At 68.7% G+C, this 26,137-nt stretch carries 22 protein-coding genes; 10 read left to right on the forward strand and 12 right to left on the reverse strand.

What is annotated here, in order from left to right:
- The first annotated feature begins 53 nt into the window (after window positions 1-53).
- From urtB to urtE, 4 genes are all read left to right on the forward strand, one after another.
- A complete protein-coding gene (gene urtB / locus AC07PV_RS13945) occupies window positions 54-1,634 on the forward strand; it encodes an urea ABC transporter permease subunit UrtB (RefSeq protein ID WP_494630509.1) in 1,581 nt (526 codons plus the stop codon).
- Between the two features lie 17 nt (window positions 1,635-1,651).
- The gene (gene urtC, locus AC07PV_RS13950; protein WP_218341486.1) at window positions 1,652-2,791 is read left to right on the forward strand and encodes an urea ABC transporter permease subunit UrtC; all 1,140 of its coding nucleotides are present in this window, start codon (window positions 1,652-1,654) and stop codon (window positions 2,789-2,791) included.
- Complete coding sequence (gene urtD / locus AC07PV_RS13955; RefSeq protein WP_369641723.1) at window positions 2,788-3,663, forward strand: urea ABC transporter ATP-binding protein UrtD; 876 nt, start codon at window positions 2,788-2,790, stop codon at window positions 3,661-3,663. The genes urtC and urtD overlap by 4 nt, the downstream gene beginning before the upstream one ends.
- Window positions 3,664-3,831: 168 nt before the next feature.
- Window positions 3,832-4,524 (forward strand): urea ABC transporter ATP-binding subunit UrtE, encoded by a 693-nt coding sequence (gene urtE / locus AC07PV_RS13960; RefSeq protein ID WP_218341485.1) that lies wholly within the window; start codon window positions 3,832-3,834, stop codon window positions 4,522-4,524.
- Window positions 4,525-4,528: 4 nt separating this feature from the next.
- Here the strand turns inward: urtE and AC07PV_RS13965 are convergent, their stop codons facing one another.
- On the reverse strand, window positions 4,529-5,371 hold the full coding sequence (locus AC07PV_RS13965) for a phosphatase PAP2 family protein (RefSeq protein ID WP_494602059.1): 843 nt from the start codon (window positions 5,369-5,371) through the stop codon (window positions 4,529-4,531).
- A 296-nt stretch (window positions 5,372-5,667) separates the two neighbouring features.
- Between AC07PV_RS13965 and AC07PV_RS13970 the strand changes: the two genes are divergently transcribed.
- The 3 genes from AC07PV_RS13970 to AC07PV_RS13980 all read left to right on the forward strand — a co-directional run bounded on the left by AC07PV_RS13970 (window position 5,668) and on the right by AC07PV_RS13980 (window position 8,953).
- Window positions 5,668-6,747 (forward strand): diacylglycerol/lipid kinase family protein, encoded by a 1,080-nt coding sequence (locus AC07PV_RS13970; RefSeq protein ID WP_494630511.1) that lies wholly within the window; start codon window positions 5,668-5,670, stop codon window positions 6,745-6,747.
- Window positions 6,748-6,787: 40 nt separating this feature from the next.
- The gene (locus tag AC07PV_RS13975) at window positions 6,788-7,576 is read left to right on the forward strand and encodes a metallophosphoesterase family protein (RefSeq protein ID WP_494630513.1); all 789 of its coding nucleotides are present in this window, start codon (window positions 6,788-6,790) and stop codon (window positions 7,574-7,576) included.
- 291 nt (window positions 7,577-7,867) lie between these two features.
- Window positions 7,868-8,953 (forward strand): adenylate/guanylate cyclase domain-containing protein, encoded by a 1,086-nt coding sequence (locus tag AC07PV_RS13980; protein WP_218293589.1) that lies wholly within the window; start codon window positions 7,868-7,870, stop codon window positions 8,951-8,953.
- An 86-nt stretch (window positions 8,954-9,039) separates the two neighbouring features.
- Here AC07PV_RS13980 and AC07PV_RS13985 read toward each other — a convergent pair whose 3' ends face one another.
- Entirely contained in the window at window positions 9,040-9,768 is a 729-nt protein-coding gene (locus AC07PV_RS13985) for a haloacid dehalogenase type II (protein ID WP_218293590.1), read from the reverse strand.
- Window positions 9,769-10,012: 244 nt separating this feature from the next.
- Here AC07PV_RS13985 and AC07PV_RS13990 point away from each other — a divergent pair, with 244 nt between their 5' ends.
- The 3 genes from AC07PV_RS13990 (at window position 10,013) to AC07PV_RS14000 (ending at window position 13,484) form a co-directional block, all read left to right on the forward strand.
- Window positions 10,013-11,242: an MFS transporter gene (locus AC07PV_RS13990; protein ID WP_492254740.1), complete on the forward strand. Its 1,230-nt coding sequence runs from the start codon at window positions 10,013-10,015 to the stop codon at window positions 11,240-11,242.
- 134 nt (window positions 11,243-11,376) lie between these two features.
- Window positions 11,377-12,603: an alanine transaminase gene (gene alaC / locus AC07PV_RS13995; protein ID WP_218293592.1), complete on the forward strand. Its 1,227-nt coding sequence runs from the start codon at window positions 11,377-11,379 to the stop codon at window positions 12,601-12,603.
- A gap of 182 nt (window positions 12,604-12,785) precedes the next feature.
- Window positions 12,786-13,484: an IPTL-CTERM sorting domain-containing protein gene (locus tag AC07PV_RS14000; RefSeq protein WP_494598310.1), complete on the forward strand. Its 699-nt coding sequence runs from the start codon at window positions 12,786-12,788 to the stop codon at window positions 13,482-13,484.
- Window positions 13,485-13,581: 97 nt separating this feature from the next.
- Here AC07PV_RS14000 and AC07PV_RS14005 read toward each other — a convergent pair whose 3' ends face one another.
- The 10 genes from AC07PV_RS14005 to AC07PV_RS14050 all read right to left on the reverse strand — a co-directional run bounded on the left by AC07PV_RS14005 (window position 13,582) and on the right by AC07PV_RS14050 (window position 26,061).
- Window positions 13,582-14,412, reverse strand: coding sequence for an urease accessory protein UreD (locus tag AC07PV_RS14005; protein WP_494630514.1), 831 nt, complete (start codon window positions 14,410-14,412; stop codon window positions 13,582-13,584).
- A 96-nt stretch (window positions 14,413-14,508) separates the two neighbouring features.
- Window positions 14,509-15,045, reverse strand: coding sequence for a nucleoside deaminase (locus tag AC07PV_RS14010; protein ID WP_492254744.1), 537 nt, complete (start codon window positions 15,043-15,045; stop codon window positions 14,509-14,511).
- Window positions 15,046-15,289: 244 nt separating this feature from the next.
- On the reverse strand, window positions 15,290-16,339 hold the full coding sequence (locus tag AC07PV_RS14015; protein ID WP_494602066.1) for a patatin-like phospholipase family protein: 1,050 nt from the start codon (window positions 16,337-16,339) through the stop codon (window positions 15,290-15,292).
- A gap of 113 nt (window positions 16,340-16,452) precedes the next feature.
- A complete protein-coding gene (locus AC07PV_RS14020) occupies window positions 16,453-17,220 on the reverse strand; it encodes an ABC transporter permease (RefSeq protein WP_218293597.1) in 768 nt (255 codons plus the stop codon).
- Between the two features lie 20 nt (window positions 17,221-17,240).
- Entirely contained in the window at window positions 17,241-18,065 is an 825-nt protein-coding gene (locus AC07PV_RS14025; protein ID WP_218293598.1) for an ABC transporter ATP-binding protein, read from the reverse strand.
- 218 nt (window positions 18,066-18,283) lie between these two features.
- On the reverse strand, window positions 18,284-19,318 hold the full coding sequence (locus AC07PV_RS14030; RefSeq protein WP_218293599.1) for an ABC transporter substrate-binding protein: 1,035 nt from the start codon (window positions 19,316-19,318) through the stop codon (window positions 18,284-18,286).
- A gap of 350 nt (window positions 19,319-19,668) precedes the next feature.
- Entirely contained in the window at window positions 19,669-21,975 is a 2,307-nt protein-coding gene (locus tag AC07PV_RS14035; RefSeq protein ID WP_218293600.1) for an NADP-dependent malic enzyme, read from the reverse strand.
- Between the two features lie 374 nt (window positions 21,976-22,349).
- Window positions 22,350-23,837: a nucleobase:cation symporter-2 family protein gene (locus AC07PV_RS14040; protein WP_218293601.1), complete on the reverse strand. Its 1,488-nt coding sequence runs from the start codon at window positions 23,835-23,837 to the stop codon at window positions 22,350-22,352.
- A 214-nt stretch (window positions 23,838-24,051) separates the two neighbouring features.
- Window positions 24,052-24,741, reverse strand: coding sequence for a GntR family transcriptional regulator (locus AC07PV_RS14045; protein WP_494630516.1), 690 nt, complete (start codon window positions 24,739-24,741; stop codon window positions 24,052-24,054).
- Window positions 24,742-24,780: 39 nt separating this feature from the next.
- Window positions 24,781-26,061 (reverse strand): C4-dicarboxylate transporter DctA, encoded by a 1,281-nt coding sequence (locus tag AC07PV_RS14050; protein ID WP_218293603.1) that lies wholly within the window; start codon window positions 26,059-26,061, stop codon window positions 24,781-24,783.
- Window positions 26,062-26,137: the final 76 nt, after the last annotated feature.

Raw genomic sequence — 26,137 nt, forward strand, 5'->3', positions numbered from 1 at the left:
CTGGGCCCTGCGCGCTGCACAGGCCCATCTTGTTCGACGCCACTGGCCCTTCCATGCTTTCTTCATTCTTTTCTCGCTTGATCGCCTGCCTGCTGTTGTGCACAACGGTGCAGGCGCACGCGCTCACGGCCGAGGCGGCGCGGGCCATGGCGGCGGGTGATACCGACGACCGGATCGCCGCGCTGCAGAAAGCCATCGCCACGCCCGACGAGGCCACTTTGGCGTTTATCCGCGCGATGGGTGACGACGCCGTGAAGATCGCGGGCGACAAGGCCATCGTGATCAAGGGCGACAAGGGGCTGGACCCCGTGACCGGCGCCGAGGTGCCGGTGCCTGACGACGCCGAAGACATCGTCAACAACAACCGCATGCGCGGCGAGTTCGACACTGCATTGGCTTCGATCCAGCTGATGTCCACCGACATTGCACAACGCCGCAGCGCCATCGAAGCGCTGCGCGAAGAGACCGACGAGGCCCGCCTGCCGCTGGTTGAGAAGGCCCTGGCCGCCGAGCAGGACGCAGCTCTCAAGGGGCGCCTGGCCAGCATCCGCGCGCGCATCCTCCTGAGCAGCAGCGATGCCGCCAATCGCCTGGAAGCCGCCCAGCACCTGGCCGCCAGTGGCAACCCCGCCACGCGCACGGTGCTGCTGGAGCAACTGCGCAACGAACAAGATCCCAAGGTCAAGGCCGCGCTGCAGGCGGCACTCAAGACGGTGGAAGACAGCCTGCAATGGGGCGAGCGTCTGGCGGCCATGTTCACGGGCATCAGCCTGGGCTCCATCCTGCTGCTGGTGGCGCTGGGCCTGGCCATCACCTATGGCCTCATGGGCGTGATCAACATGGCCCATGGCGAGCTGATGATGATCGGCGCCTACGCCACCTACGTCATGCAGGGCGTGTTCCAGCGCTACTTTCCGGGCGCGTTCGACTGGTACCTGGTGGCGGCCGTGCCCGCCGCCTTCATGGCCTCGGCGCTCATGGGCGCGGTGCTCGAGCGCGGCGTGATCCGCTTCCTGTACGGCCGGCCGCTGGAGACCTTGCTGGCCACCTGGGGCATCAGCCTGATGCTGCAGCAGCTGGTGCGCAGCGTGTTCGGCGCGCAGAACGTGGGCGTGGAAAACCCCTCGTGGATGAGCGGCGGCGTGCAGCTCATGGAGAACCTGCAACTGCCCTGGAACCGCGTGATCATCGTGGCGTTTGCGCTGGCGGTGCTGGGCGGCGTGGCCTTTCTCATCAGCAAGACGCGCCTGGGTTTGTTCGTGCGCGGCGTCACGCAGAACCGCCCCATCGCCTCGTGCATGGGCGTGAACACCGCCCGCGTGGACACCTATGCCTTCGCGCTGGGCTCCGGCATTGCGGGCCTGGCAGGCTGTGCCCTCAGCCAGGTGGGCAATGTGGGGCCGGACCTGGGCCAGGGCTACATCGTCGATTCGTTCATGGTGGTGGTGCTCGGCGGCGTGGGCCAGCTGGCCGGCACCGTGTATGCCGCGCTGGGCCTGGGCGTGCTCAACAAGTTCCTCGAAGGCTGGACGGGCGCCGTGCTGGCCAAGATCGCCGTGCTGGTGTTCATCATCATCTTCATCCAGAAGCGGCCGCAGGGCATCTTCGCGGTCAAAGGGCGTACCGCCGACTGAGCGGATCGAGACAGAACATGACGACGACTACGCCTTCCTCCTCCATCCAACTCCCCGCACCCGCGCCGCTGCTCACGCGCGGCGGCTGGTCGGCCTTCATCGTGGCGCTCATCGTGGTGTGCGCCGTGGCACCCGTGCTCAACCTGTGGGTGCCGGCCGGCAGTGCGCTGCACCTGTCCGACTACGCCGTGGCCCTGCTCGGCAAGATCATGTGCTACGCCATCTGCGCGCTGGCCATGGACCTGATCTGGGGCTACACCGGCATCCTGAGCCTGGGCCATGGCCTGTTCTTCGCCTTGGGCGGCTACGTGATGGGCATGTACCTCATGCGCCAGATCGGCCGCGACGGCAACTACCAAAGCGACCTGCCCGACTTCATGGTGTTCCTCGACTGGAAGGAGCTGCCCTGGCACTGGATGTTGTCCGACAGCTTCGTTGCCACCTTGATCCTCATCGTGGCGGTACCTGGCGTGATCGCGTTCGTGTTCGGCTACTTCGCGTTCCGCTCGCGCATCAAGGGCGTGTATTTCTCGATCATCACGCAGGCCATGACGTATGCGGCCATGCTGCTGTTCTTCCGCAACGAGACGGGCTTTGGCGGCAACAACGGCTTCACGGATTTCAAGCGCATCCTGGGCCAGCCCATTGCCACGCAGAACATGCGCATGCTGCTGTTCGTGATGACGGGCGTCACGCTCTTGGTGTTCTTCCTGCTGGCGCGCTGGCTGGTGCGCAGCAAGTTCGGCCGCGTGCTGCAGGCGGTGCGCGATGCCGAGACGCGCGTCATGTTCTCGGGCTACTCGCCACTGCCCTACAAGCTCACCATCTGGACCATCAGCGCCATGATGTGCGGCGTGGCGGGCGCGCTGTACGTGCCCCAGGTCGGCATCATCAACCCCGGCGAGATGAGCGCCGCCAACTCCATCGAGATCGCGGTGTGGGCCGCGGTGGGCGGCCGTGCCACGCTGATCGGACCCATCGTGGGCGCCTTCATCGTCAACGGTGCCAAGAGCTGGCTCACCGTGACGGCGCCCGAGTTCTGGCTGTATTTCCTCGGTGCGCTGTTCATCGCCGTGACGCTGTTCCTGCCCGATGGCGTGGTGGGCCTGGTGAAGAAGCTGAAGAAAAACAAGAAGACCGAAGGAGCCGCGCCATGACACCCGATCTGATGGACGAAGGCGCAAGGCGCATAGAGGCCAGGCTGGCGCCCGCCGCCCTGGGCCAGACCGAATCCGGTGGCCGGGCTGCAGGCTTCTCGCGCATCGCCACGCCCGGCGAGGTGGACATCACCCACGGCCGCATCCTGTACCTCGAAGACGTGAACGTGAGCTTCGACGGCTTCAAGGCCATCAACAACCTGAGCCTCGATATCGCGCCCGGCGAGCTGCGCTGCATCATCGGGCCCAACGGTGCCGGCAAGACGACGATGATGGACATCATCACCGGCAAGACGCGGCCCGACAGCGGCACGGTGTACTTTGGTTCCACCATCGACCTCTTGCGCCACAACGAGCCCGAGATCGCGAGCCTGGGGATTGGCCGCAAGTTCCAGAAACCCACGGTGTTCGAGCAGCTCAGCGTGTTCGAGAACCTGGAGCTGGCCTTGAAGACGCACAAGGGCGTGACGTCGAGCATGTTCTTCCGGCTGGATTCCGCGCAGTCGGACCGGCTGGCGGAGATCCTGCACACCATCCACCTGGCCGACAGCGTGGCGCGCATGGCAGGGAACCTGAGCCATGGGCAAAAGCAGTGGCTGGAGATCGGGATGCTGCTGATGCAGGACCCCAAGCTGCTGTTACTCGACGAGCCCGTGGCGGGCATGACGGACGAGGAGACGGCGCGCACGGCAGAGCTGTTCCTCACGCTCAAGGGCAAGCACTCGCTGATGGTGGTGGAGCATGACATGGGGTTCATCCGCACCATTTCGGAGATCGTGACCGTGTTGTGCGACGGGGCGGTGCTGGCGCAGGGCACGCTGGACCAGGTGCAGGCGGATGAGCGGGTGATCGAGGTCTATCTGGGGCGGTGATGGAGGTTGCCTGTTCTCTTTTCCTGGCGGGCGGTGGGCTGTTGCGAAGGCTGGGGCCGGGGCGACTCTCGGAATCCGGACTCGGCACAGGCGCACCGAATGCTTCCAAATTCATAGCTGCTGGCGCTTGATGAACAAGCGCCAGAGGCCCAAAACACTCCAAGTACCATGCTCACCGTCCAGAACATCAACCAGTACTACGGCGGCTCCCACATCCTGCGTGATGTGAGCCTCACGGCGCAGGCCGGCAAGGTCACCGTGCTGCTCGGCCGCAACGGCGTCGGCAAGACCACGCTGCTCAAAAGCCTCATGGGCCTGGTTCCCATCAGGAGCGGGGGCATCACGTTCGACGGCAAGCCCATCGACAAGGCCACGCCGTACGACCGTGCCCGCGCAGGCATCGGCTTTGTCCCCCAGGGGCGCGAGATTTTCGGCCGCCTCACGGTGGAAGAAAACCTGCGCATGGGCCTGGCCTACAAGAGCGGCGCCACCCCCGTGCCGCCACACCTGTACGAGCTGTTCCCCGTGCTCAAGCAGATGCTCGGCCGCCGGGGCGGCGACCTTTCGGGCGGGCAGCAGCAGCAGCTGGCCATCGCCCGGGCGCTGGCGCCGGGGCCGCGCCTCTTGATCCTGGACGAGCCCACCGAGGGCATCCAGCCCAGCATCATCAAGGACATCGGCCGCGTGATCCGCATGCTGGCCGACAAGGGCGAGATGGCCATCCTGCTGTGCGAGCAGTACTACGACTTCGCGCAGGAGCTGGCCGACGACTACCTGGTGATGGAGCGTGGTGAGGTCATCGCGCGCGGCCCTGGCAGCGAGATGGAGGCCAAGGGCATCCGCAACCTCGTCGCGATCTGATGGCTCATGGCCGTTGCGCCGCAGCGCCGGGGGCGGGGCCGCGCCAGCGCGACACACTCTCCATGATCAGCACCGTGCACACCATCCAGGTGCCGCCCAGCAGCCAGCCCGCGAGCACATCGCTGGCGTAGTGCACATGCAGCACCACGCGGCTCCAGCCGGTGGTGAAGATGAACGCGCCGGCCAGGAGCGCCGCGGGTGCGTGCCAGGGGCGGGGCAGCAGCCGCGTGGTCAGGTAGGCCAGCATCGCGTACGCCACCATCGACGCGCTGCTGTGGCCGCTGGGAAAGCTGTAGCCCTGGGCCTGGGCCACGCCGTGCACGTGCTCGGGCCGGACACGCTCGAACACCTCCTTGAGGACTTTGGTCAGGGCGCCGTTTCCCGCCATGGCGACGAACCAGCCCGTGGCCAGCAGCCGGTGCCGGCGCAGCCACAGCGCCAGGGCCACCACCAGCGTCAGCCCGGCCAGCACCCCCGAGTCCCCCAGGTGGGTGAGCGCGGCGAACCAGCGCAGCACGGCGGTGTCCGCCTGCGCGCGCAGGCCGTCGGCAAGGGCGTCGTCCAGCACGCCCCAGCGGCCATCGGCGGCGCGCCCGCTGTCGGCCAGCTCCGCCATCGCGGCGCCCGCCAGCACCAGGGTGCAGGCCGACGCGCCCATGGCCGCGATCATCACCCAGCGCGCCCGTGCCGGCAGGAGCCGGCGCAGCGGCGGGGCCGCGCGGCGCAGGCCCCGCAGGCCCGCCAGGCCGCCCAGCCCCAGCAGCGCGAAGGCGACCGTGCCCGCCCACCACCAGGCCATGGGGTGCTGCGCCAGCAGGGCGCCAATGTCGGATGCGGGGAGGGTCATGGGTTGCGGACGGCGTCAGCTTCTTCTTCGCCAGGCTAGGAGGGAGCCCGCGTTTGTACCGGAGTTCCCAGCGGCCCTGCCGGGCATGGGTGAATCGTCGTGGCACCGTGGCACCGTGGCGCTGCCCCGGCCCTGTCGGCGGGCGCTGACAGGGCAAAGGCGTGGCTACCGGCTGCGCATGCACTGCCCGCCCGCCATCATCGGACGACCGCACCGCAATCCCCGGCGCGCAGCCAGCACGGTGCCGGCCTGGCGCCCGGGTCCGGTGCCGCAGCCTGTTGCAGACCTTTCTCTTCATGACACCTTCAGAGCGTCCCGTTCCTGCCCGGCCCCACGGCCCCATCCACCTGGTGGTGCCCCGGCGCCCCGGCGCCGACCTGGACCTGCTGCGCGCCAAGCTCGAGGGCGTCTCGGCCCTGCAGGCGCACAACCTGGTGTGGCACGTGCCGGACCAGCGCGGCGACATCGTGGCGCTGGCGGGGGAGGCGGCGCATGCCGCGCGCGCCGACGGTGGCCTGGTGGTGGCCGCGGGCGGCGACGGCACCATCAACGCGGTGGCCGCCGCGGTCCTGCGCCTGGGTGTGCCCATGGGGGTGGTGCCGATGGGCACCTTCAACTATTTCAGCCGCGAACACGGCCTGGCGCTGGACCCCGAGGTGGCCGTGCAGGATCTGCTGCAGGCCCTGCATGCGGGCGACATGCGCCCCGTGCAGGTGGGCTATGTGAACCGCCAGCTGTTCGTGGTCAACGCCAGTGTCGGCCTGTACCCCAAGCTGCTGGCCGAGCGCGAGAAGGCGTCGCGGCGCTTTGGCCGCTCGCGCCTGGTGGCCGTGGCGTCGGCGGTGTGGAGCATGTTCCGGCCCGCGGCCGGCCGCCGCTGGCGTGTGGTGATGAAGACCCACGAGGGCGCACGGGACCGGCAGGAGGAGCACCTGGTCACCACGCTGTTCGTGGGCAACAACCCGCTGCAGCTCGACCGCATGGGCCTGCCCCAGGCGCAGATGGTGGCCGATGGCGGCAAGATGGCCGTCGTGCTGCTGCAGCCCCAGGGCCGCTGGGCCGTGGCGCGCACGGTGTGGAACGCGGCCACCGGCCAGCTCGACAGGGACGGCGCGGTGACCAGCGTGGCGTGCACGGAGCTGACGGTGGCCCCGGCCAGCTGGCGCCCGCCGCAGGTCAAGGTGGCTTTCGACGGCGAGCGCGCGTGGATGGCGCCGCCCCTGCATTTCCGGATCAGCGCGCGGCCGCTGTGGCTGGTGGCCTCGTCCACTCTGATCCGTGACGATGCCTCCGCGCCCGCGCCGCCGGCTGCCATGCCCGTGCAGCACGAAGGGGCGCCGGTCGCCCCTCCGGTGGAAGGGATGCTGCCGGCATGACGCAGCAGCCTGGCCGCCCAGCCCCGTTCGGAGAGTGCCCATGGACGTCCTGATGCACCTGTCGGATCTGCATTTCGGGGCGCACGATCCCGATGTGTGCGCCGCGGCCCAGCGGCTGGCGCAGCGGCTGGGGGTGTCGATGGTGGTGGTGTCGGGCGACCTCACGCAGCGCGCCACCGCCAGCCAGTTCGAGCAGGCCGGGCGTTTTGTGCAGGGCCTGCACGCCCGCTCCACCCTGGTGCTCGCAGGCAACCATGACCTGCCGCTGTTTGCCTGGTGGATGCGCTGGGGGCGGTCGTACGAGCGTTTCGCGAGCCAGTTCGGGGTGGACCACGAACCCGTGCGGCAGGCGGGCGCGTTCTATGTGGTGGGCGTCAACACCACGCGTGCCTGGCGGCATGAACGCGGCAGCCTGTCGTCTGCCCAGATCCACCATGTGGCCGACCTCCTGGCCCGCGCCCCCCCCGATGCCTGGCGCATCGTGGCCAGCCACCACCCCCTGGTGGCGCGCGATCCGGCCGACCGCGCGCACCGCCCCCACCGGGCCGACGAGGCCCTGCAGTGCTGGCGCTCCGCCGGTGCGCAGATGCTGCTGTCGGGCCACGCCCACCAGCCTGCGCTGCTCAACCCCCTGCCCGGGCTGTGGGCCAGCCACGCGGGCACCGCCGTGTCGTACCGCCTGCGCCACGGCAGCCCCAACAGCCTGGTGGTGCTGACGGTCGAGGCATCCGGGGCGGCGGAGGGCGGCTGGGCGCGCTATGCCGCCCGCTGGGACTACGACGCGGCGTTGGGTGAATTCCAGCGCGTGCTGCGGCAGACCGTGGGCTAGGGCGGACGGTCCCGGCTCCGTGGCCAGGAAAACTGTTGCTATATTTTTGATAGCTTCTGGCGCTTGAAGGGAAAGCGCCAGAGGCTCGAAACATCTGAAGTGGCCGCCGCGCGCAGCGGTGGGCGCGCATGCCCCCGCACGCGGGTGCAGGCGGCGGTGTGGGCGGGCAACGGGGTGTTTTCACCGGTTGACCGGCCGGAGGGCGCCACCTATTCTGGTGGCCTGGCGGGCGGGCCGTGCGGCGGATGCGGGGCCGGGCCGTGCCGCCGTTTTTGCAGCCTCTCGTCACTCATGCACAAAGAATTCAACCACGATGCGGTGCGCCGGCTGCAGGCGCTGATCGAGCGGGAGACCGGTGCGCCGCTGGGCGAAGGGGCGCAGGCCGAGATGGCGGCGATCCTGCGCGGCAGCGAATGCCCCGATGGCGCCGCCGCCGAAGGCCTGGCCGTGGCACCGCGCGAGGTCACCATCCTGCTGGCGGACCTGCGCGGCTTCACCGCGCTGTCGGGATCGCAGCCGGCGGCGGTGGTCATCGCGGCGCTCAACCGCTGTCTGGCGCGGCTGAGCGAGGTGGTGTTCAAGCACCAGGGCAGCATCGACAAGTTCATGGGCGACTCGATCATGGTGCTGTTCGGCGCGCCCATGGGGCGCGACGACGACGTGGACCGCGCGCTGCTGTGCGCGGTGGAGATGCAGATCGCCATGCGTGACCTGAATCTGGAGCACCTGCGCGAACGCCTGCCGCAGGTGTTTCTGGGCATTGGCGTGAACACCGGCAACGTGATGGCGGGGCGCTTCGGGTCGGAGCTGTATTCCGAATACACGGTCATCGGCGAAGAGGTGAACCTTGCCTCGCGCATCGAGGCCTTCAGCCTGCGCGGGCAGGTGCTGATCAGCGAGGCCACCTACCAGCGCTGCTGGGGCCTGGTGTCGGCCACCGCGCCCATGCAGGTGTACGTGAAGGGCCGCGTGCAGCCGGTGAGCCTGCGCGAGCTGGTGGCGATCCCCTCGCACAAGCTCAAGGTGCCGCGCCAGGAGTTCCGCCGCAGCCACCGCGTGGACACGCGCCTGCCCTGCCTGTGCCAGCGCATGCAGGACAAGATCATCGTGCCGCACATCGTGCACGCCGCCATCCGCGACATCGGCTACCACGGCCTGCTGATCGAGGTGGCGGAGCCGGTGGCGCTGCACAGCGAGGTGAAGGTGGAGTTCGACCTCACGCTCGTGGACTACCACGCCACCGACGTGTATGCGCGCGTGGTCACGCTCAAGCCCGAGCGCGAGCAGTGGCTGGCCGGGCTGGAGTTCACCTCGATCAGCCCCGAGTGCAACGCCAAGGTGCAGATGTTCGTGCAGCTGCTGGTGGCGGCGCGGTAGCCGCGGCCTGGGCCGGCAAGGATTCCGCGGGCGGCCTCGCTGGAACCGGCGCGGGGGCGGCGCCTGCGGGGTGGCACGCGCCGCTCTCAGCAGCCCAGCATCCGCGCCAGGTCGTTCAGGTCGGTGGCATGCAGATCGTTGCCGGGCTGGGGCGACCCGTCCTTGGGCCGTGCCTTGCCGAGTTCGTGCGGGCGCTCGATGTAGGCGGTGCGCAGGCCGCAGGCGCGTGCGGCCGCCAGGTCGTCGTGGTGGGTGGCCACCAGCGCCACCTGTCCGGGCCGCAGGTCGAACACGCGCGCCACGCCCAGGTAGGTGTCGGGGCTGGGTTTGTAGGCCTTGAACACTTCCGCGCTCAGCACGCAATCCCACGGCAGCCCCGCGCGCTTGGCCATGTGCGTAAGCAGGCTGATGTTGCCGTTGGACAGCGTCGTGAGGATAAAGCGGGTTTTGAGCCGCGTGAGGCCCGCCACGCTGTCGGGCCACGGGTCCAGCCGCTGCCACACATGGTTCAGGTGCTGGCGCTCGGCCTCGGCCAGGTGGGCGAGGCCGAAGCGCGGCAGGATGCCGTCGAGGATGCCCCGGTGCAGCGCGTCGATGCGCGTCCAGCCCTGCTCGCCGCGCATCACCCGCGCCATGGCCGGCTGGTAGCCGCTGCGCCAGGCGATGGCGAACGCGTCGCCGTCGATGGCCGGGTACAGCGCCTGCATCTCGCGCACGATGCTGCCGTGCCAGTCCACCACGGTGCCGAAGATGTCGAAGGCCAGCACCTTCACGCTGCTGGCGATGGGGTCTGCCGTGCTCTGGGTCGTCGTCATTCGCGGTCCTGGGTGGGGAGGAAGGAAGGGCGGGGTCGGGGCGCCAGCGTAGCAGCCTTGCGTGTTGGGCCGGTGCGCCGGGGTTGCACATGCCCTCGCCCCTGCAGGGCGGCGCGGGGCGTGCTATGGTTACAAAAATCGGGTTTACCCCCGTAACTGCGTTTCTTCTCCATCCCCGTCCATCGCCTGCGCCGCCCGCCGCCTGCCGGTGCAGCGCCCCTTTGTTGCTGTTGTTCCTGCTGCCATGACCGCGCCCCTGACTCCCACGTCGTCCCTCGCCCACGCCCCGACCGACGACCGCACCCTGGTGCGCGCCGTGCTGGCCCTGGGGGTCGGCGGCTTTTCCATCGGCACGGGCGAATTCGTCATCATGGGCCTGCTGCCCGAGGTGGCGCGCGACATCGGCGTCAGCATTCCGCAGGCCGGCCACGTCATCAGCGCCTATGCGCTGGGCGTGGTGGTCGGTGCACCGGTGCTGGCCGTGCTGTGCGCCCACTGGGGGCGGCGCGCGCTGCTCATGGCGCTGATGGTGGTGTATGCGCTGGGCAACTTCGCATCGGCGCTGGCGCCGGGCTACCTGTCGCTCAGCGCCATGCGGTTGTTCACCGGTTTGCCGCACGGCACCTACTTCGGCGTGGCCGCCCTCGTGGCCGCGGCCCTGGCGCCACCGGGGCGCCGCGCGCGCGCCGTGGGCTGGGTCATGCTGGGGCTGACCACGGCCACCCTGGTGGGCGTGCCCATCGCGGCGGCCCTGGGCGAATACTTCGGCTGGCGCGCGGCGTTCGTTTTCGTGGGCCTGATCGCCGTGGCCGCCGTCGCCATGGTGCGCCTGTGGGTGCCCGACATGCCCGCATCGCACGGCGCCAGCCCCCTGCGCGAACTGGGCGCGCTGGCGCGCAAGCAGGTGTGGTTCACCCTGGGCATCGGCGCCATCGGTTTTGGCGGCATGTTCGCGGTGTTCAGCTACATCAAGCCCACGCTGCTGGAGGTGGCCGGCATGCCGCCCGCGCTCATGCCTTTCGTGCTCTCGCTCTTCGGCCTGGGCATGGTGGCGGGCAACATCGTGGGCTCGCGCATGGCCGACAAGGCCCTCATGCCCGCCATCGGCAAGGTGCTGCTGTGGTCCATTGCGGTGCTGGCGCTGTTCGTGCCCGCCGCGCACCACCCCGTCACCGCCGCGCTGGCCACCTTCTTCCTGGGCACGCTGGTCGCCATTGGCCCCGCGCTGCAGATCCGCCTGATGGACGTGGCGGGCGACGCGCAGACCCTGGCCGCGGCGCTCAACCACTCGGCCTTCAACGCCGCCAACGCGCTCGGTGCCTGGCTCGGCGGCGTGGCGATTTCCGCCGGCATGGGCTGGACGTCCACTGGCTGGGTGGGCGTTCTGCTGGGCATCGGCGGCGTGGGCATGTTCGCGTGGTCGATGGGCAGCGAGCGGAACACGCAGCGCGCCACGGCGGGCCTCAAGGCCTGAGCGTAGCGGCGGCGCTACAGCGCCGCCCTCTGTAGACCGGCCACCGCGTTCTGCGTTACAGTGAACGCGGGCCAACCCCATTGTTGGCCACGTCGCTCGGACGGTTCCGGGCGCTTACGTGAAAGTTCACCAGCATGTCTGCTTCTCAGGGCAAGCGCCGCTTTGCGCGCATCGATCGCCTTCCCCCCTACGTCTTCAACATCACGGCCGAGCTGAAACTGGCTGCCCGCCGCCGTGGCGAGGACATCATCGACATGAGCATGGGCAACCCCGATGGCGCGACCCCGCCGCACATCGTGGCCAAGCTCACCGAGGTGGCCCAGCGGCCCGACACCCACGGCTACTCCGCCAGCAAGGGCATCCCCCGCCTGCGCCGCGCCATCAGCCACTGGTACAAGGACCGCTACGCGGTGGACATCAACCCCGACACGGAAGCCATCGTCACCATCGGCTCCAAGGAGGGCCTGGCCCACCTGATGCTGGCCACGCTGGACCGGGGCGACACCGTGCTCGTGCCCGACCCGAGCTATCCCATCCACATCTACGGCGCGGTGATCGCCGGGGCCGACATCCGCAGCGTGCCCGTGGCGCCCGACGTGGACTTCTTCGCCGAGCTGGAGAAAGCCATCCGTGGCAGCTACCCCAAGCCCAAGATGATGATCTTCGGCTTTCCCAGCAACCCCACGGCGCAGTGCGTGGAGCTGTCGTTCTTCGAGCGCGTGATCGCGCTGGCCAAGAAGCACGACATCCTGGTGGTGCACGACCTGGCCTATGCCGACATCGTGTACGACGGCTACCGCGCCCCCAGCATCATGGAAGTGCCCGGCGCCAAGGATGTGGCGGTGGAGTTCTTCACCCTCTCCAAGAGCTACAACATGGCCGGCTGGCGCGTGGGCTTCATGGTCGGCAACCCCGACCTCGTGGCCGCGCTCGCGCGCATCAAGAGCTACCACGACTACGGCACCTTCACCCCCCTGCAGGTGGCCGCCATCGCCGCGCTGGAGGGCGACCAGCAGTGCGTGAAAGACATCGCCGCCCAGTACCAGCGCCGCCGCGACGTGCTCTACAAGGGCCTCACGGAGTCGGGCTGGGCCGTGGACTGCCCCAAGGCCAGCATGTACATCTGGGCCCGCATCCCGGAGCCCTACCGCGCCCTGGGCTCGCTCGAATTCGCGCGCCAGCTGCTGGACAAGGCCAAGGTCTGCGTATCGCCCGGCATCGGCTTCGGCGACCAGGGCGACGAGTACGTGCGCTTCGCCCTCATCGAGAACGAGGCCCGCATCCGCCAGGCGGTGCGCGGCATCCGCGCGATGTTCAAGGCCGATGGTTTGCTGAAGGTGCCTGCGGCCGCGGCGGCCTGAGGCCTGCCGAAAACGCCCGCCGGGATGGCGGCTGCTTTCGAAGCGGGCTCCTGCGGGACGGGCCGCGGCTGATCGGGCGGGTTCATGGGGGCCCATCGGCGTATAGGTATTGCGGGCGAATGCCTATACGATCCCTCTCCTGTTGTTTCACAAAACGCGGAGGGGGGTCCATGAAGGAATGTATGAAGAATTGGCTCGCGGCGCTGGTGATGCTGTGCGCCGCAGCGGTGGCCCATGCGCAGCCCACGACCTACGTGGCCACCGCGACCGGCAACTACAACCTGTTCATCGATTTCACCCTGTGTGTGACGGGCCCCTGCCAGAACTTCAATACAAGCATGGGCGCATCAGGCTCGTTCACAACCTCCGCCCCGCTGGCGGCCAATCTCTCTGCCGCGAACGTGGCGCCCCTGGTCACGGCCTTCAGCTTCTCGGATGGCATCAATACCTATTCCAGTGCAGACCCGGCCGTCCGCATCTTCTTTTTCAACGTATCCACCAACGCCTCCGGCGCCATCACCACCACGAACATCCGGATCCAGCGCTGGCTGACCGGAACCTCTCCCCATGTGCCGGGTGACCGGCATTCCTGGGTCTTGTTCCTGGCAACAGGGGAAGTCGACCACAACGCGCAGTGCCTCACCGTCGGCGCCTCGCCCGCGGGTGTGCCGGATTCATGCGTTCTCGTCCTGGGTGCCGACACCAGCCGGTCGCTGGCATTTGGTTCCGCCCGGGCCTGGGCCGTGGCGCCCTCTGCCGTCACCGCTGTTCCCACCCTGGCCGAATGGAGCCTGGCCCTGATGGCCGTGTTCATGGCGATTGCCGCCTTGGTGGCACTGCGCCATCGTTCCCGGGCCAGCGCAGGCTCCGTGCCCTCCTGACGGGGCGTGGCCTGGCCCCGGGCGCAGCACTGCGGCAGGGTTTCGGCCCTGCCGTGTGTGCCGCCCTGGCCAGGCCGGGCCAGCATGCCTGCAGGCCCTACATGGCCCAGATGCGGGGCGCTTCGCCCTCCAATTCCCACAGCACCTCCCGCCAGGCCATGCGCACGGCCTTGAGCAACTGCATCGCGGGCTCCACCTGTGGCGCCAGCACGCGCAGCACGACCATCTGCGCATTGGGGCTGGTGGCGCCGGCGCTGGCCTGGAGTGCATGGCCGTCCACCATGGCGCGCGCGGCGTCCAGGGCGGCGTCGCGGCGGGGGCGGTCCAGCGGGGTGCCGGCGGCAAAGAACAGGCTGGCCAGGCAGCGGTGCCCCGCCAGGCCCAGGGGACTGTTCAGCAGGCGCTGGTCGGCCGCGTCGATCACGCCGCGCTCCAGCCACAGGCCGGGCACTTCGAGGTGCTGTGCGAAGCGGCCGGTGTCGAACGGCTGGTTGGCGTGGGGCAGGCCCAGGGCCGTCACGTCCCAGCCCATGAATTCGGCGCCGGGGGCGAGGTTCAGCGTGAGGTGGTTCTCGGCATTGCAGGCGCTGTAGCACAGCGCCTCCAGCGGCAGCCATTCCAGGCGCGCACCCTCGGCCAGGGTGAGGTGGCTGCGCTGCAGCGCCAGCGGGCCGGTGGATCGGTAAAAGCGCGTGGCGCCCGGTGTGGTGACGAGGCCGTGCGCGCCCGGGCCCACGGTGGCGGTGATGTCCAGCGTGTCGCCGCCCACCAGTCCGCCGGGCGGATGCACCAGCACGTTGTGGCAAATCGCGTCGCCTTCGGGGTACAGGCTCTGCAGGATGCGCAGCGGTCCGCTGTGCTCATGGCGCGCCACGGTGCGGGCGTTTTCTACCGAGTAGTTCAGCTGCAGGCGCGCGTGCCAGGGCATGGTGCGGGTGTCTTTTGCTATTAAATAAGTAGCTGATTATGCCCCGTGGGCAAGCGGTGGCGGCCCAGGCGCCGGGCCCTGGCGAAGCCTTCTCGCTCAGGACGACCAGAACCCCACGTGTGGCGCGCTGGCTTCGGCCACGAGGGCGGGGCCGATGCATTCGATGAAACGGGGCGACGCCGCCAGCACGTCGCGCCCCGAGAGGGCTGCTGCTGCCGCATAGGCCTGCCGGGAGCGGGGCACCTGCAGGGCGTGCAGGCGCGCCGCGTCGATGCCGAACACCACGCGGCCGATGCCCGACCAGAAGATGGCGCCCGCGCACATCACGCACGGCTCTGCCGAGGTGTAGAGCGTGGCACCCGCCAGCGTGTCGCGGTCCACGCGCGCGCTGATCTGGCGCACGGCATTGGTTTCGGCATGGCCGGTGCAGTCGCCCGTTTCGGCGGTGTTGCAGTACGCCTCGGACAGCAGCTCGCCCTGCGCGCCGATCACCACCGCGCCAAACGGCGGGTTGCCGCGCGCGCGGGCACGGCACGACCACGCGATGGCCTGGCGCAGGTACACGCCGTCGTTGGCGGCAAGGGCGGCTGCTTCGCCGGGCTGGGGGGGCGCTGCGGACATGAGGGCAGGCATGGGCTGTCTCCGGGCATGGTGTGTTGCGCCCAGCGGCATGCATGGGGCATGCCAAGAACATTGTGTGACATGTGTGCATGGCTTTCGCCGTGCTGCCCGAGGCGCGGGGCGGTCCCCGGTGGCGCGGTGGGGGTGTGGTGGGCACGCCGCAGCAAGGAGCCGTCCCGTGACGTGGGCGATACCGCCCCGGGCGCGCATGTCGCGCAGCGGGGCCACGCCTTCGGGGGCCTGCCGGGCCGGCGGGCTACCTGCCGGGCGCGGGGCAGGGGTCGTCCAGCCCCGCCATGCCCGCCAGCCTTTGCAGGCGCGAGCGGTTGTCCAGGCAGGCCTTGTACTCGGCCTCCAGGACCTTTTGCTGGGCTTGCTGCGCCGCGCGGGCGCGCTCGGCCTGCAACTGCGCGATGCGTTCGCGGATCTGCGGCATGGCGGCCAGGGCGGCCTTCTCGCCTTCCAGGATCGCGCCGGCGCGCTGGCTGAAATCCGCCGGGCCGATGTCCAGCACCTTGGGGCTGATGATGACGTCGGCGCGTGCCAGTTCGGCCTGGCCCAGCTTCTGGCCCATGATGGCGATCGACTGGTTCAGCGCGCCCAGCATGTTGCCTGGCGACTGGCCCCGGGCCTTGTTGGAGATGTCCACGGCGACCACGATGTCCGCGCCCAGCTGGCGCGCCGCATCCACCGGCACGGGGCTCACGATGCCGCCGTCCACGAAGTGGTACTTGCCGATGGTGACCGGCTGGAACACGCCCGGCACGCTGCTCGAGGCGCGCACGGCCTGGCCCGTGTTGCCGCGCGAAAACACGGTGCGCTCGCCGTCCTCGAGCCGGGTGGCCACCACCACGAAGGGCTTGGCCATTTGCTCCAGGGGCTTGCGGCGCACCTGCTCGTTGACGTAGTCCTCGAGCTTCTGGCCCAGCACCAGCCCGCCGGACGACAGCTGCAGGTCGCGGATCTTGGCTTCGTCGAGCGCCACGGCTTTTTCCTGCATCTCGAACGCATTCATGCCGCTGGCGTACAGCGCGCCCACCACGCTGCCCGCGCTGGTGCCGGAGACGACGGCGGGGGCGAAGCCATTGGCTTCCAGCATCTTGATCACGCCGATGTGCGCGAAGCCCTTGGCGGCGCCCCCGCCCAGGGCGATGCCCACCTTGATAGGCGCGCCTGGGGATGGGGTGCCGGTGGCGGCCGCGCCCTGCGCGGGCGTGGCGGGCTGTTGCGGGGGCGTGCCGCCGCACGCCGCGAGGCCCAGGCAACCCACAAGCGCCAGGGGGCGCAAAAAGACTTCCAACCGCATGCCAAGGAATCCTGTTGTCGACGGGGCGGCGAGTATAGCGGCAGGCTGTAAAGAAGAGAGGCGCTGCCCGTGGCGCCGGGGCCTTGCACGCCGCTACCGGCGCGGCCGGGCCTTCACTCTCCCTGCGAGCCCCGGTGGGCCCAGCCGGTGGTGCGCTTTTCAACCCAGCTGAACAGTTCGTACATCACCATCGCCATCGCGCCCACCACCATCAGGCCGGCGAACGCCAGGCCCATCTGCATGGAGGAGCCCGCGCTGATCAGCAGGTAGCCGATGCCTTCGTTGGCGGCGGTCATCTCGCTCACCGTGGTGCCCACGAAGGCCAGCGTGATCGCCACCTTGAGAGAGCCGAAGAAGTAGGGCATGGAGCGCGGCAGGCCGACCTTGGTGAGCACGTCCCAGCGCCTGGCGCCCAGCACGCGCAGCACGTCTTCGAGTTCGGGCTCCAGCGTGGCCAGGCCGGTGGCGATGTTCACCATGATCGGGAAGAAGCTGATGAGGAACGCCGTGAGGATGGCCGGCCCCACGCCGATGCCGAACCACACCACCAGGATGGGCACGAACGCCGCCTTGGGCAGCGCGTTGAAGGCGGTCATCAGTGGATAGACCGCCGCGTAGGCGATGCGCGAACTGCCGATCACGAAGCCCAGCAGCACCCCCACCACGATGGCGATGCCAAAGCCGGCCATGGTCACCCAGAAGGTGCGCCATGCGTGGCCCGCGATGACGCCGCCGAACTCGACCAACTGGGTGGCGATGGCCCAGGGGCTGGGGAAGATGAACTCGGACACGTTGAAGGCCGAGCAGATGATCTGCCAGAGCAGGATGATCGCGACCAGCAGGATCCAGGGAGACCAGCGTTCTACGGTTTTCTTGTGCATGGAAACAGGCTCGGATCAATCTATTGCTGGAGGGGCGCGCCGGCCTTGCGCAGGGCGCCGATGTGGCCGCGCAGCTCGTGCACGATGTCGGTGAATTCCTTGGTGTAGGTGATCTCCAGCTCGCGCGGGCGCGGCAGCTCGATCTCCTTCCTGACGACGAAGCGGCCCGGGCTCTTGCTCATCACGTACACCGTGTCGGCCAGGAAGACCGACTCGCGCAGGTCGTGGGTGACCAGGATCACGTTGAACCGCTGTTCGGTCCACAGGTCGCGCAGGATGCACCAGAGCTCCTCGCGCGTGAACGCGTCGAGCGCGCCGAAGGGCTCGTCGAGCAGCAGCATCTTGGGCTCGTGGATGAGCGCGCGGCAGATGCTGGCGCGCTGCTGCATGCCGCCAGACAGCTGCCAGGGGAACTTGTCCTCGTAGCCGGCCAGGCCCACCTTCTGCAGCAGGCGGCGCGCGCGCTCCTCGTACTCCTTGCGCTTTTGCTTGAAGCTGCTGCGGTACGGCTCCACGATCTCCAGCGGCAGCAGCACGTTGTCCACCGTGGTGCGCCAGGGCAGCAGCGAAGGGGCCTGGAAGGCCATGCCCGAGATCTTGAGCGGGCCGGTCACGGGCTGGCCGTCGATGAGGATCTTGCCCATCGACGGCATCTTCAGGCCCGTGGCCAGCTTCATGAAGGTGGACTTGCCGCAGCCCGAAGGACCGACGATGGCGATGAACTCGCCGCGCCGCACCTGCAGGTCGATGGCCTCGACGGCGAAATGGTTCTGCGCGCGCAGCTCGTCGTTGTAGGCGAGCCAGACGTCACGAAAATCCACGAAATAGGAATCGGCAGCCTGCATCAGGTGTCCGTAAATAAAGGTTGCGCACCGGGCCGGGCGAGCGGCCCATGCATTTCAGTTTTCAATAGCGCCGAGCGCCACCCACCCCGCACGAAACTGGCGAGGCTCAAGCCAGCGCCCCCGTGCAAGGACCGCCCCGCCGCATGGGGGGCGGCCCCCTCCGGGATTGCGAAGCCATGTGAGAGAGGGGAAAGGCGCGAAGCGACTCAGGGTGTGTTTCACTTCTTGGGCAGGATGTTCAGCTCGGCCGCGCCGGGCAGGAAGCTGGCGTTCCACACATCGTCGGCGTTCACGCGCGTCTTGGTGTTGAACGCATCCGACACCTGCGAGGCCATCAGCGACAGGCGGCCGGGCTTGGCCTGGCCAAAGCCCTCGGCGCGCGCGTCGGGGCTGTTGATCACGGTGTCGATGGCCAGTTGCAGGCGGCGCGTTTCCAGCGGCACGTTCACGATGCCGTCGCGCGCCTTCACGTGCTCGATGGCCGCCCCGGGGTTGGCGATCACTTCCTTGGCGCCCTTGGCGAAGGCCGAGAGGAAGGCCTTGATGGCCGCGGGGTTCTCCTTGATGAGCTTCGGCGACGCGATGATCACGTTGCCGTAGAGCTTCACACCGAAGTCGGCATAGGGCAGCACCACCACGTCGGCCGCCTTGGCGCCACGCGCCTCCAGGTTCAGGAGCGAGGTGAAGGTGAAGCCGGTGATCGCGTCCACGTCGCCGCGCACCAGCATGGTCTCGCGCAGGGGTGGGTCCATGGCGGTCCATTGCACGCTGCCGATGGCGTTGGCCTTCTGGAAGATGGGGAACGCGCGGCGGCCCGCGTCGAACACGGGTGCGCCCAGCTTCTTGCCCGCCAGGTCGGCCGGCTTGGCGATGCCGCTCTTCTTGAGCGCCATCACGGAGGCGGGCGTGTTGTTGTAGACCATCATCACCGCCACGGGCTTGTTCTGCGCGTCGGGATTGTTGGCGTGGAACTCCATCACGGCGGCCAGGTCGGCAAAGCCCATGTCGTAGGTGCCCGAGGCCACGCGCTGCACGGCGCCGCCCGAGCCGTTGCCGGCATCCACCGTCACATCCAGGCCCGCCGCCTTGAAGTAGCCCTTGGCCACGGGCTGCAGGAAGAGCGCGGCGGGGCCTTCAAAGCGCCAGTCGAGCTGGAACTTGATCGGCGTGGGCGTTTGCGCCTGGGCCAGCGAGAACAGGCCGGTGGCGGCCATCATCAGCACGGTGGTTTGCAAGAACGAGCGTTTTTTCATGGGGGCTCCTGTCAGAAGACGGCAAGGGACGCGGCGAGCGAAGAACAAGGACGAAGAAAGAAGAACAAGAAGGGCAGGCGAGAGGGAAGGGCAACACGGCGACCGACCGGTGGGGCCGGGCGCGCGGGGCCCATGCCGTCAGGGTCAGCAAAAACGATGCCCGCTTTGGTGGTTGTAATGTCAGGCAGCGGACCATTGTTCACCGAAGCGGTGCAGGCGCGCATGCAGGGTTTCCCGAAATGGTGCGCCGCAGGCACACCCGCCGGCCGCTCCGGCGCTGAAGGCCCCGCCACGGTGCATGCCGGGGGGCTGGCAGGCGCCGCGGGCATTGCACCCGCGGCGCGGTGCCCTTACTTGGGGCGTGCCGCCGCGCTGGCCACGGCCAGCGCCGTCATGTTGAACACGCGGCGCACGGTGGCGGCGGGGGTGAGGATGTAGGCCGTGGCCGCACCGCCCATGAGGATGGGGCCCACGGTCACGCCGCCGCTGGTCGTGGTCTTGAGCACGTTGTAGAGGATGTTGGCCGCGTCCAGGTTGGGGCAGATCAGCAGGTTGGCCGAATCGGTGAGCGTGGAGTCCGCCATGTAGGCGTTGCGGATGTTGGGCTCCAGCGCGGCATCGCCATGCAGTTCGCCGTCGCATTCGATCCCGGGGTGGGCGGCCACGAACAGGTCGCGCGCCTCGCGCATCTTGCGGGCCGAGGCGCGCTTGGACGAGCCATAGCTGGAGTGCGACAGGAAGGCGACCTTGGCCGGCAGGCCAAAGCGTTGCACCTCCTGCACCGACATCCAGGCGATGTCCGCCAGCTGCTGGGCCGTGGGGTTCTCGTTCACATAGGTGTCGGCGATGAAGAGCGTGCCCCGGTTGGTCATCAGCGCGTTGAGCGCGGCGTAGTCGTTCACGCCCTCCTCGCGGCCCAGGATGCTGTGGATGCGTTCCAGGTGCGTTTCATAGGTGCCCACCAGGCCGCAGATCATGGCGTCGGCATCGCCCAGGGCGACCATCAGCGAGGCGATGATGGTGTTGGAGCGGCGCACGGCGGCCTTGGCCACCTCGGGCGTGGCGCCGTTGCGCTTCATGAGCTGGTGGTAGTGCTCCCAGTACTGGCGAAACCGGGGGTCGTCCTCGGGGTTGCACACTTCCACGTCCTGTCCCAGGCGCATGCGCAGGCCGGCCTTCTCGATGCGGGCGGCGATGACGGCGGGGCGGCCGATCAGGATGGGCACGGCGATCTTGTCGTCGATGGCCATCTGCGCGGCACGCAGCGCGCGCTCGTCCTCGCCGTCGGCATAGGCCACGCGCTTTTGCGCGTCCGGCAGGGCCTTGGCTGCGTTGATCACGGGGCGCATCAGCATGCCGGTCTGGTAGACGAAGCGCGACAGGGCCTCCTTGTAGGCCTCCATGTCGGTGATGGGGCGCGTGGCCACGCCCGATTCGGCCGCGGCCTTCGCCACCGCGGGCGCGATCTTGAGGATCAGGCGCGAGTCGAACGGCGTGGGGATCAGGTAGTCCGGGCCGAAGGTGAGCTCCTTGCCCGCATAGGCGCTGGCCACCTCTTCGCTGATGTCGGCCTTGGCCAGGTCGGCGATCTGGCGCACGCAGGCAAGCTTCATCGCCTCGGTGATCTTCGTGGCGCCGCAGTCGAGCGCGCCCCGGAAGATGTAGGGGAAGCACAGGACGTTGTTGACCTGGTTGGGATAGTCCGAGCGGCCCGTGGCGATGATGCAGTCGGGGCGGATGGCCTTGGCGAGTTCGGGGCGGATCTCGGGCTCGGGGTTGGCCAGGGCCAGGATGATGGGTCTGTCGGCCATCGTCTTGACCATCTCGGCCGTGAGCACGCCGGGGGCCGAGCAGCCCAGGAAGACATCCGCGCCGTGGACGGCGTCGGCCAGCGTGCGCGCGTCGGTCTTCTGGGCGTAGCGCGCCTTGGATTCGTCGTAGCCGCCGGGGCGGCCTTCATAGATCACGCCCTTGGAGTCGCACATGAAGATGTTTTCCACCTTCACGCCCAGGCCCACCATCACGCCCACGCAGGCAATCGCGGCCGCGCCCGCGCCCGAGACGGCGATCTTCACCGCGCCGATGTCCTTGCCCACCAGCTCCAGGCCGTTGAGCAGCGCGGCGCTGGAGATGATGGCCGTGCCGTGCTGGTCGTCGTGGAAGACGGGAATGTTCAGCCGGTCGGACAGCTGCTTTTCGATGTAGAAGCACTCGGGAGCCTTGATGTCCTCGAGGTTGATGCCGCCCAGCGTGGGTTCCAGCGCGGCGATGATCTCCACCAGCTTGTCCGGGTCGCGCTCGGCCAGTTCGATGTCGAACACGTCGACGCCCGCGAACTTCTTGAACAGGCAGCCCTTGCCCTCCATCACCGGCTTGCCGGCCAGCGGGCCGATGTCGCCCAGGCCCAGCACGGCGGTGCCGTTGGTGATCACGCCCACGAGGTTGCCGCGCGAGGTGTAGTCGAACGCCTTGGACGGGTCGGCCTGGATGTCCAGGCAGGGGTAGGCCACGCCGGGCGAGTACGCCAGCGACAGGTCGCGCTGGTTGGACAGGGGCTTGGTGGGAGTGACCGAAATCTTGCCCCGGCTGGGATTGCGGTGGTACTCGCGCGCGGCGTCGCGCAGGGCCTCTTCGGCGGCGGAAAGTGTCTGGGTCATACGGAAATCCTGGAGATGCTCAGCAAAATGCCAAATGAGCTTACCCCATGGCAGGAGGCGCCGGAATGGGGGTTAATGCCTTCATTGCATGGAATCCGCCCCTCGCGGGATACCGGCCGCCCGGACGCGCGCCGGGCCCGTGGAGGGCCCGCGCAGCGGCAGGGGCAGCGCGGGCCGGGCGTGGGCGGGGCTTGCGCGGGCTGCGGGCTTCCACGTCGCCACCGTGCACGCCGTTGCGGAGGCACTCTGCGTGGCGCGTTCGGCCGCCCATTCCACCTGCCTTGGTCACAGGTGTTTTGCTGCGGCGGGGCCCGGCTGCCCGATGCCGCAGGCCCGCCCCCGCGCCGGGTGGCGCGCGGCCGCGGGCCCCTCCATCAATGTGCGTCGGCCTGGCGGGCCGCATTCACGGCGGCCGAGGTGTCGCGGCTGGCGCCATTGAAGAACACATTCAGCGCCACGGCCGTGATCGAGGCCAGCAGGATGCCGGATTCGATGAGGGGGTGGATGGCGTGTGGCATCCACTGGCGGAAGTTGGGAGCGATCAGCGGGATCATGCCCACGCCGATCGACACCGCCACGATCATGGCGTTGAAGCGGTTGTTCTTGAAGTCCACGCCGCCCAGGATGCGGATGCCCGTGGCGGCCACCATGCCGAACATCACCAGGCCCGCACCCCCCAGCACCATGGTGGGCAGGGACTCCACCAGCGCCGCCATCTTGGGCAGCACGCCCAGCACGATGAGGATCACGCCGCCCGCCACGCAGACAAAGCGGCTCTTGACGCCCGTGACCGCCACAAGCCCCACGTTCTGCGAGAAGCTGGTGTACGGAAAGGTGTTGAAGATCCCGCCCAGCAGCGTGCCCAGGCCGTCGGTGCGCAGTCCGCGCGTGAGCGCGTTCTGGTCGATCTTGCGGTCGGTCATCTCGCCCAGCGCCAGGAACATGCCCGTGGATTCGATCATCACGACGATCATCACGAGGGTCATCGTCAGGATCAGGATGGGGTCGAACACCGGGCTGGCGATCTCGAAGGGCAGGACCAGGTCGAACCACTGGGCCTTGGCCACCTTCTCGAACGACATCAGCCCCATGGCCACGGCCACCACGGCGCCGATGACGATGCCCAGCAGCACCGAGATGTTGGCGATGAACCCCTTGGCGAACTTGGCGATCAGCAGGATGGAGACCAGCACCAGGGCCGAAATGCCGACGCCCGTGAGGTCCGCGTAGCGCGGGTTGGGCACCGTGGGCACCACGGCGAATCCCTTGGGGACGGGGGGCAGCGACGAGCCCGGAGCGCCCGCCGCGGACTGCATCTCGGTGAGCCACTTGAGGTGCTCGGGGTTCACCATGCTGGGGGCCGTGGGGCCCACCGGGTTGCCAAAGATCCAGTTGATCCCCACGCGCATGAGGCTGATGCCGATGGTGGCAATGATGGTGCCGGTGACCACGGGGGGGAAGAACCGCAGCATGCGGCTGACCAGGGGCGCGATCAGGATCGAGATGACCCCCGCGCCGATCACCGAGCCGAAGATCAGCCCGGCGCCGGCCGTGCCGCCCGTGCTCTGCGCCATCGACACCATGGGCGCGACGGAGGCGAAGGTCACGCCCATCATCACCGGCAGCTGGATGCCGAACCAGCGCGACGCGCCCAGGGCCTGGATCAGGGTGACGAGCCCGCAGACGAACAGGTCCGCCGAGATGAGCTTGGCCACCTGGTCGGGAGTGAGGTTGAGGGCCCGGCCCACGATGAGGGGCACGGCCACGGCGCCGGCATACATCACCAGCACGTGTTGCAGGCCCAGGGCCGTGAGCCGGCCCACCGGCAAATGTTCGTCCACGGGATGTACGGGCGGGTGCATGGGAGGTTCCTTTGGGTTGACGGGGGTGTGGGGATTCAGGGGTGGAGACGGCGCATCAGATGGTGCACAGTTGTCCATACAAAAATCGTATACACATTAGCCCGGCCGTTGATCAAGGTAAACCCTAGGGCGTGCCAGGGCCTCGCGCGCCGCACGAAAAAAAGGAGCGGTCGGCCGGGGCCGCCGCAAGGGAGGGGGTGGGGCGGCCCGGCCGCTAGGGACCGGCCGGCGCGCGCTTGCCCAGCGGTGTGAGCGAGTCGCGCAGGCGGTCCCGCACCAGGGGCTCGGTGGGGTTCAGCGCGCCTTCCACATGGCCGATGTGCGTGAGCATGCGTTCGCGCGCCAGGGCGGTGTCGCCGGCCTCCAGCGCCTGCACGATGGCCGCGTGTTCGGCGCAGGACTGGCTCGCCTCGTGCCGCGACTGGTAGAGCGACGCCGCCAGCGTGGTGCGCGCCGTGAGGTCGCGCAGGATGTCGCTGAGGCTGCGGTGGCCCATCGCCTCGGCCAGGCAGACATGGAAGTCCGCCAGCAGGAAGGCGCGCGTCGCGGCGTCGGCGCCCTCGATGGCCTGCTGTTCCTGCGCGATGTGGGCGCGCAGGCGGCGCGTCACGGACTGCAGCGGCCGGCCCGTGTCCGCCAGGATGCCCGACTCGATGATGCGCCGTGCCGAGAAGGCATCGCGCGCGTCCTCCACCGAGGGTTCCACCACATACCAGCCCCGGCGCGGGCGCACCTCGACGAAGCCGCGCGCCTGCAGCTGCATGAGGGCTTCGCGCACCAGGGTGCGGCTCACGCCGAAGAGATCGGCCAGTTCCTGCTCGCCCAGGCGCTCGCCCGGGGCGAGCTTCTGGGCGAGGATGGATTCCACCACCTGCTGGGTGATCTGGGTCTGGTTGATGCTCATGGCCGGATTGTCGCGTGGTGGGCGGGGGGCGGGGCCCTGTCAGGCGCGCGGCAGCGGCGGCTCGCGGCCGTCCAGCACGGCGTGGGCCCGTTCGCGGTCGATGTCGCCTTCCCAGGCCGCCACGGCCACGGTGGCCACGCAGTTGCCGATCAGGTTGCCCAGGGCGCGGGCGATGCCCATGAACCAGTCCACCGACAGCACCAGCACGAGGCCGATGGCCGGGATGGCGGGAATCGCCTGCAGCGTGGCGGCCAGCACCACGATGGCCGAGCCCGGCACGCCGTGCGCGCCCTTGGACGTGACCAGCGAGATCGCCAGGATGGTGAGCAGGTCGGCCATGGAGATCGGCGTGTTCGTGGCCTGGGCGATGAACACGGCGGCCAGCGTGATGTAGATCGAGAAAGCGTCCAGGTTGAACGAATAGCCCGTGGGGATGACCAGGCCCACGGTCGAATCGCGGATGCCCAGGTGCTTGAGCTTGGCCATGATCTGCGGCAGCACGCTGTCCGACGAGGTGGTGGCGAACACCACGGCCAGCTCCTCGCGCAGGTAGCGCAGCAGCTTGAACAGGCTGAAGCCCGAGAAACGCATGATGAGGCCCAGCACCACCACCACGAACAGGAACACCGCCGCATAGAACAGCACCACCAGCATGCCCAGCTGCTTGAGCGAGCCGATGCCGTACTTGCCCACCGTGAAGGCGATGGCGCCCAGCACGCCCAGCGGCGCCAGCTTGATGATCAGGCCCATGGTCTTGAAGAGCACGTGCGACAGGTCTTCGATGAGGGTGGTGACCCGCGCGCCACGCTCGCCCATCAGCGCCAGCGCGCAGCCGAAGACGATGGAGAACAGCAGCACCTGCAGCACGTCGCCATTGGCGAAGGCGCTCACGGCCGTGGTGGGGATGAGCTTGAGCAAGAAGTCGCTGAAGCCGCCGCCGGTGAGCTTGCTCGCGTTTTCCGCATAGGCGCCCATGGCCTTGGGGTCGAGCGCCTTGGGGTCGATGTTCATGCCCACGCCGGGTTCGAACCAGAACGCGAGCGCCAGGCCGAGCACCAGCGCGATGGACGTGACGACCTCGAAGTAGATCAGCGACTTGACGCCCACGCGGCCCACGCGCCTGAGGTCGCCTGTGCCGGCGATGCCGTGCACCACCACGCAAAAGACGATGAGCGGAATCAGCATCTTGATGAGCTTGATGAAGCCGTCGCCCAGGGGCTTGAGCTGCACGGCGGTATCGGGCCAGAACAGCCCGACGGCCACGCCGGCAATCAGGGCCAGGATCACCCGGCCAAACAGGGAGTTGAGGAAGCGGAGCATGGGAAACCCTTTGAAAAGGAAGGAACTTGCATGGCGATCAATCTTGCATACAAGAACTGTAGACAAGTGCGGCCGC

The organism is Acidovorax sp. GW821-FHT09A11 (genome assembly GCF_059418365.1).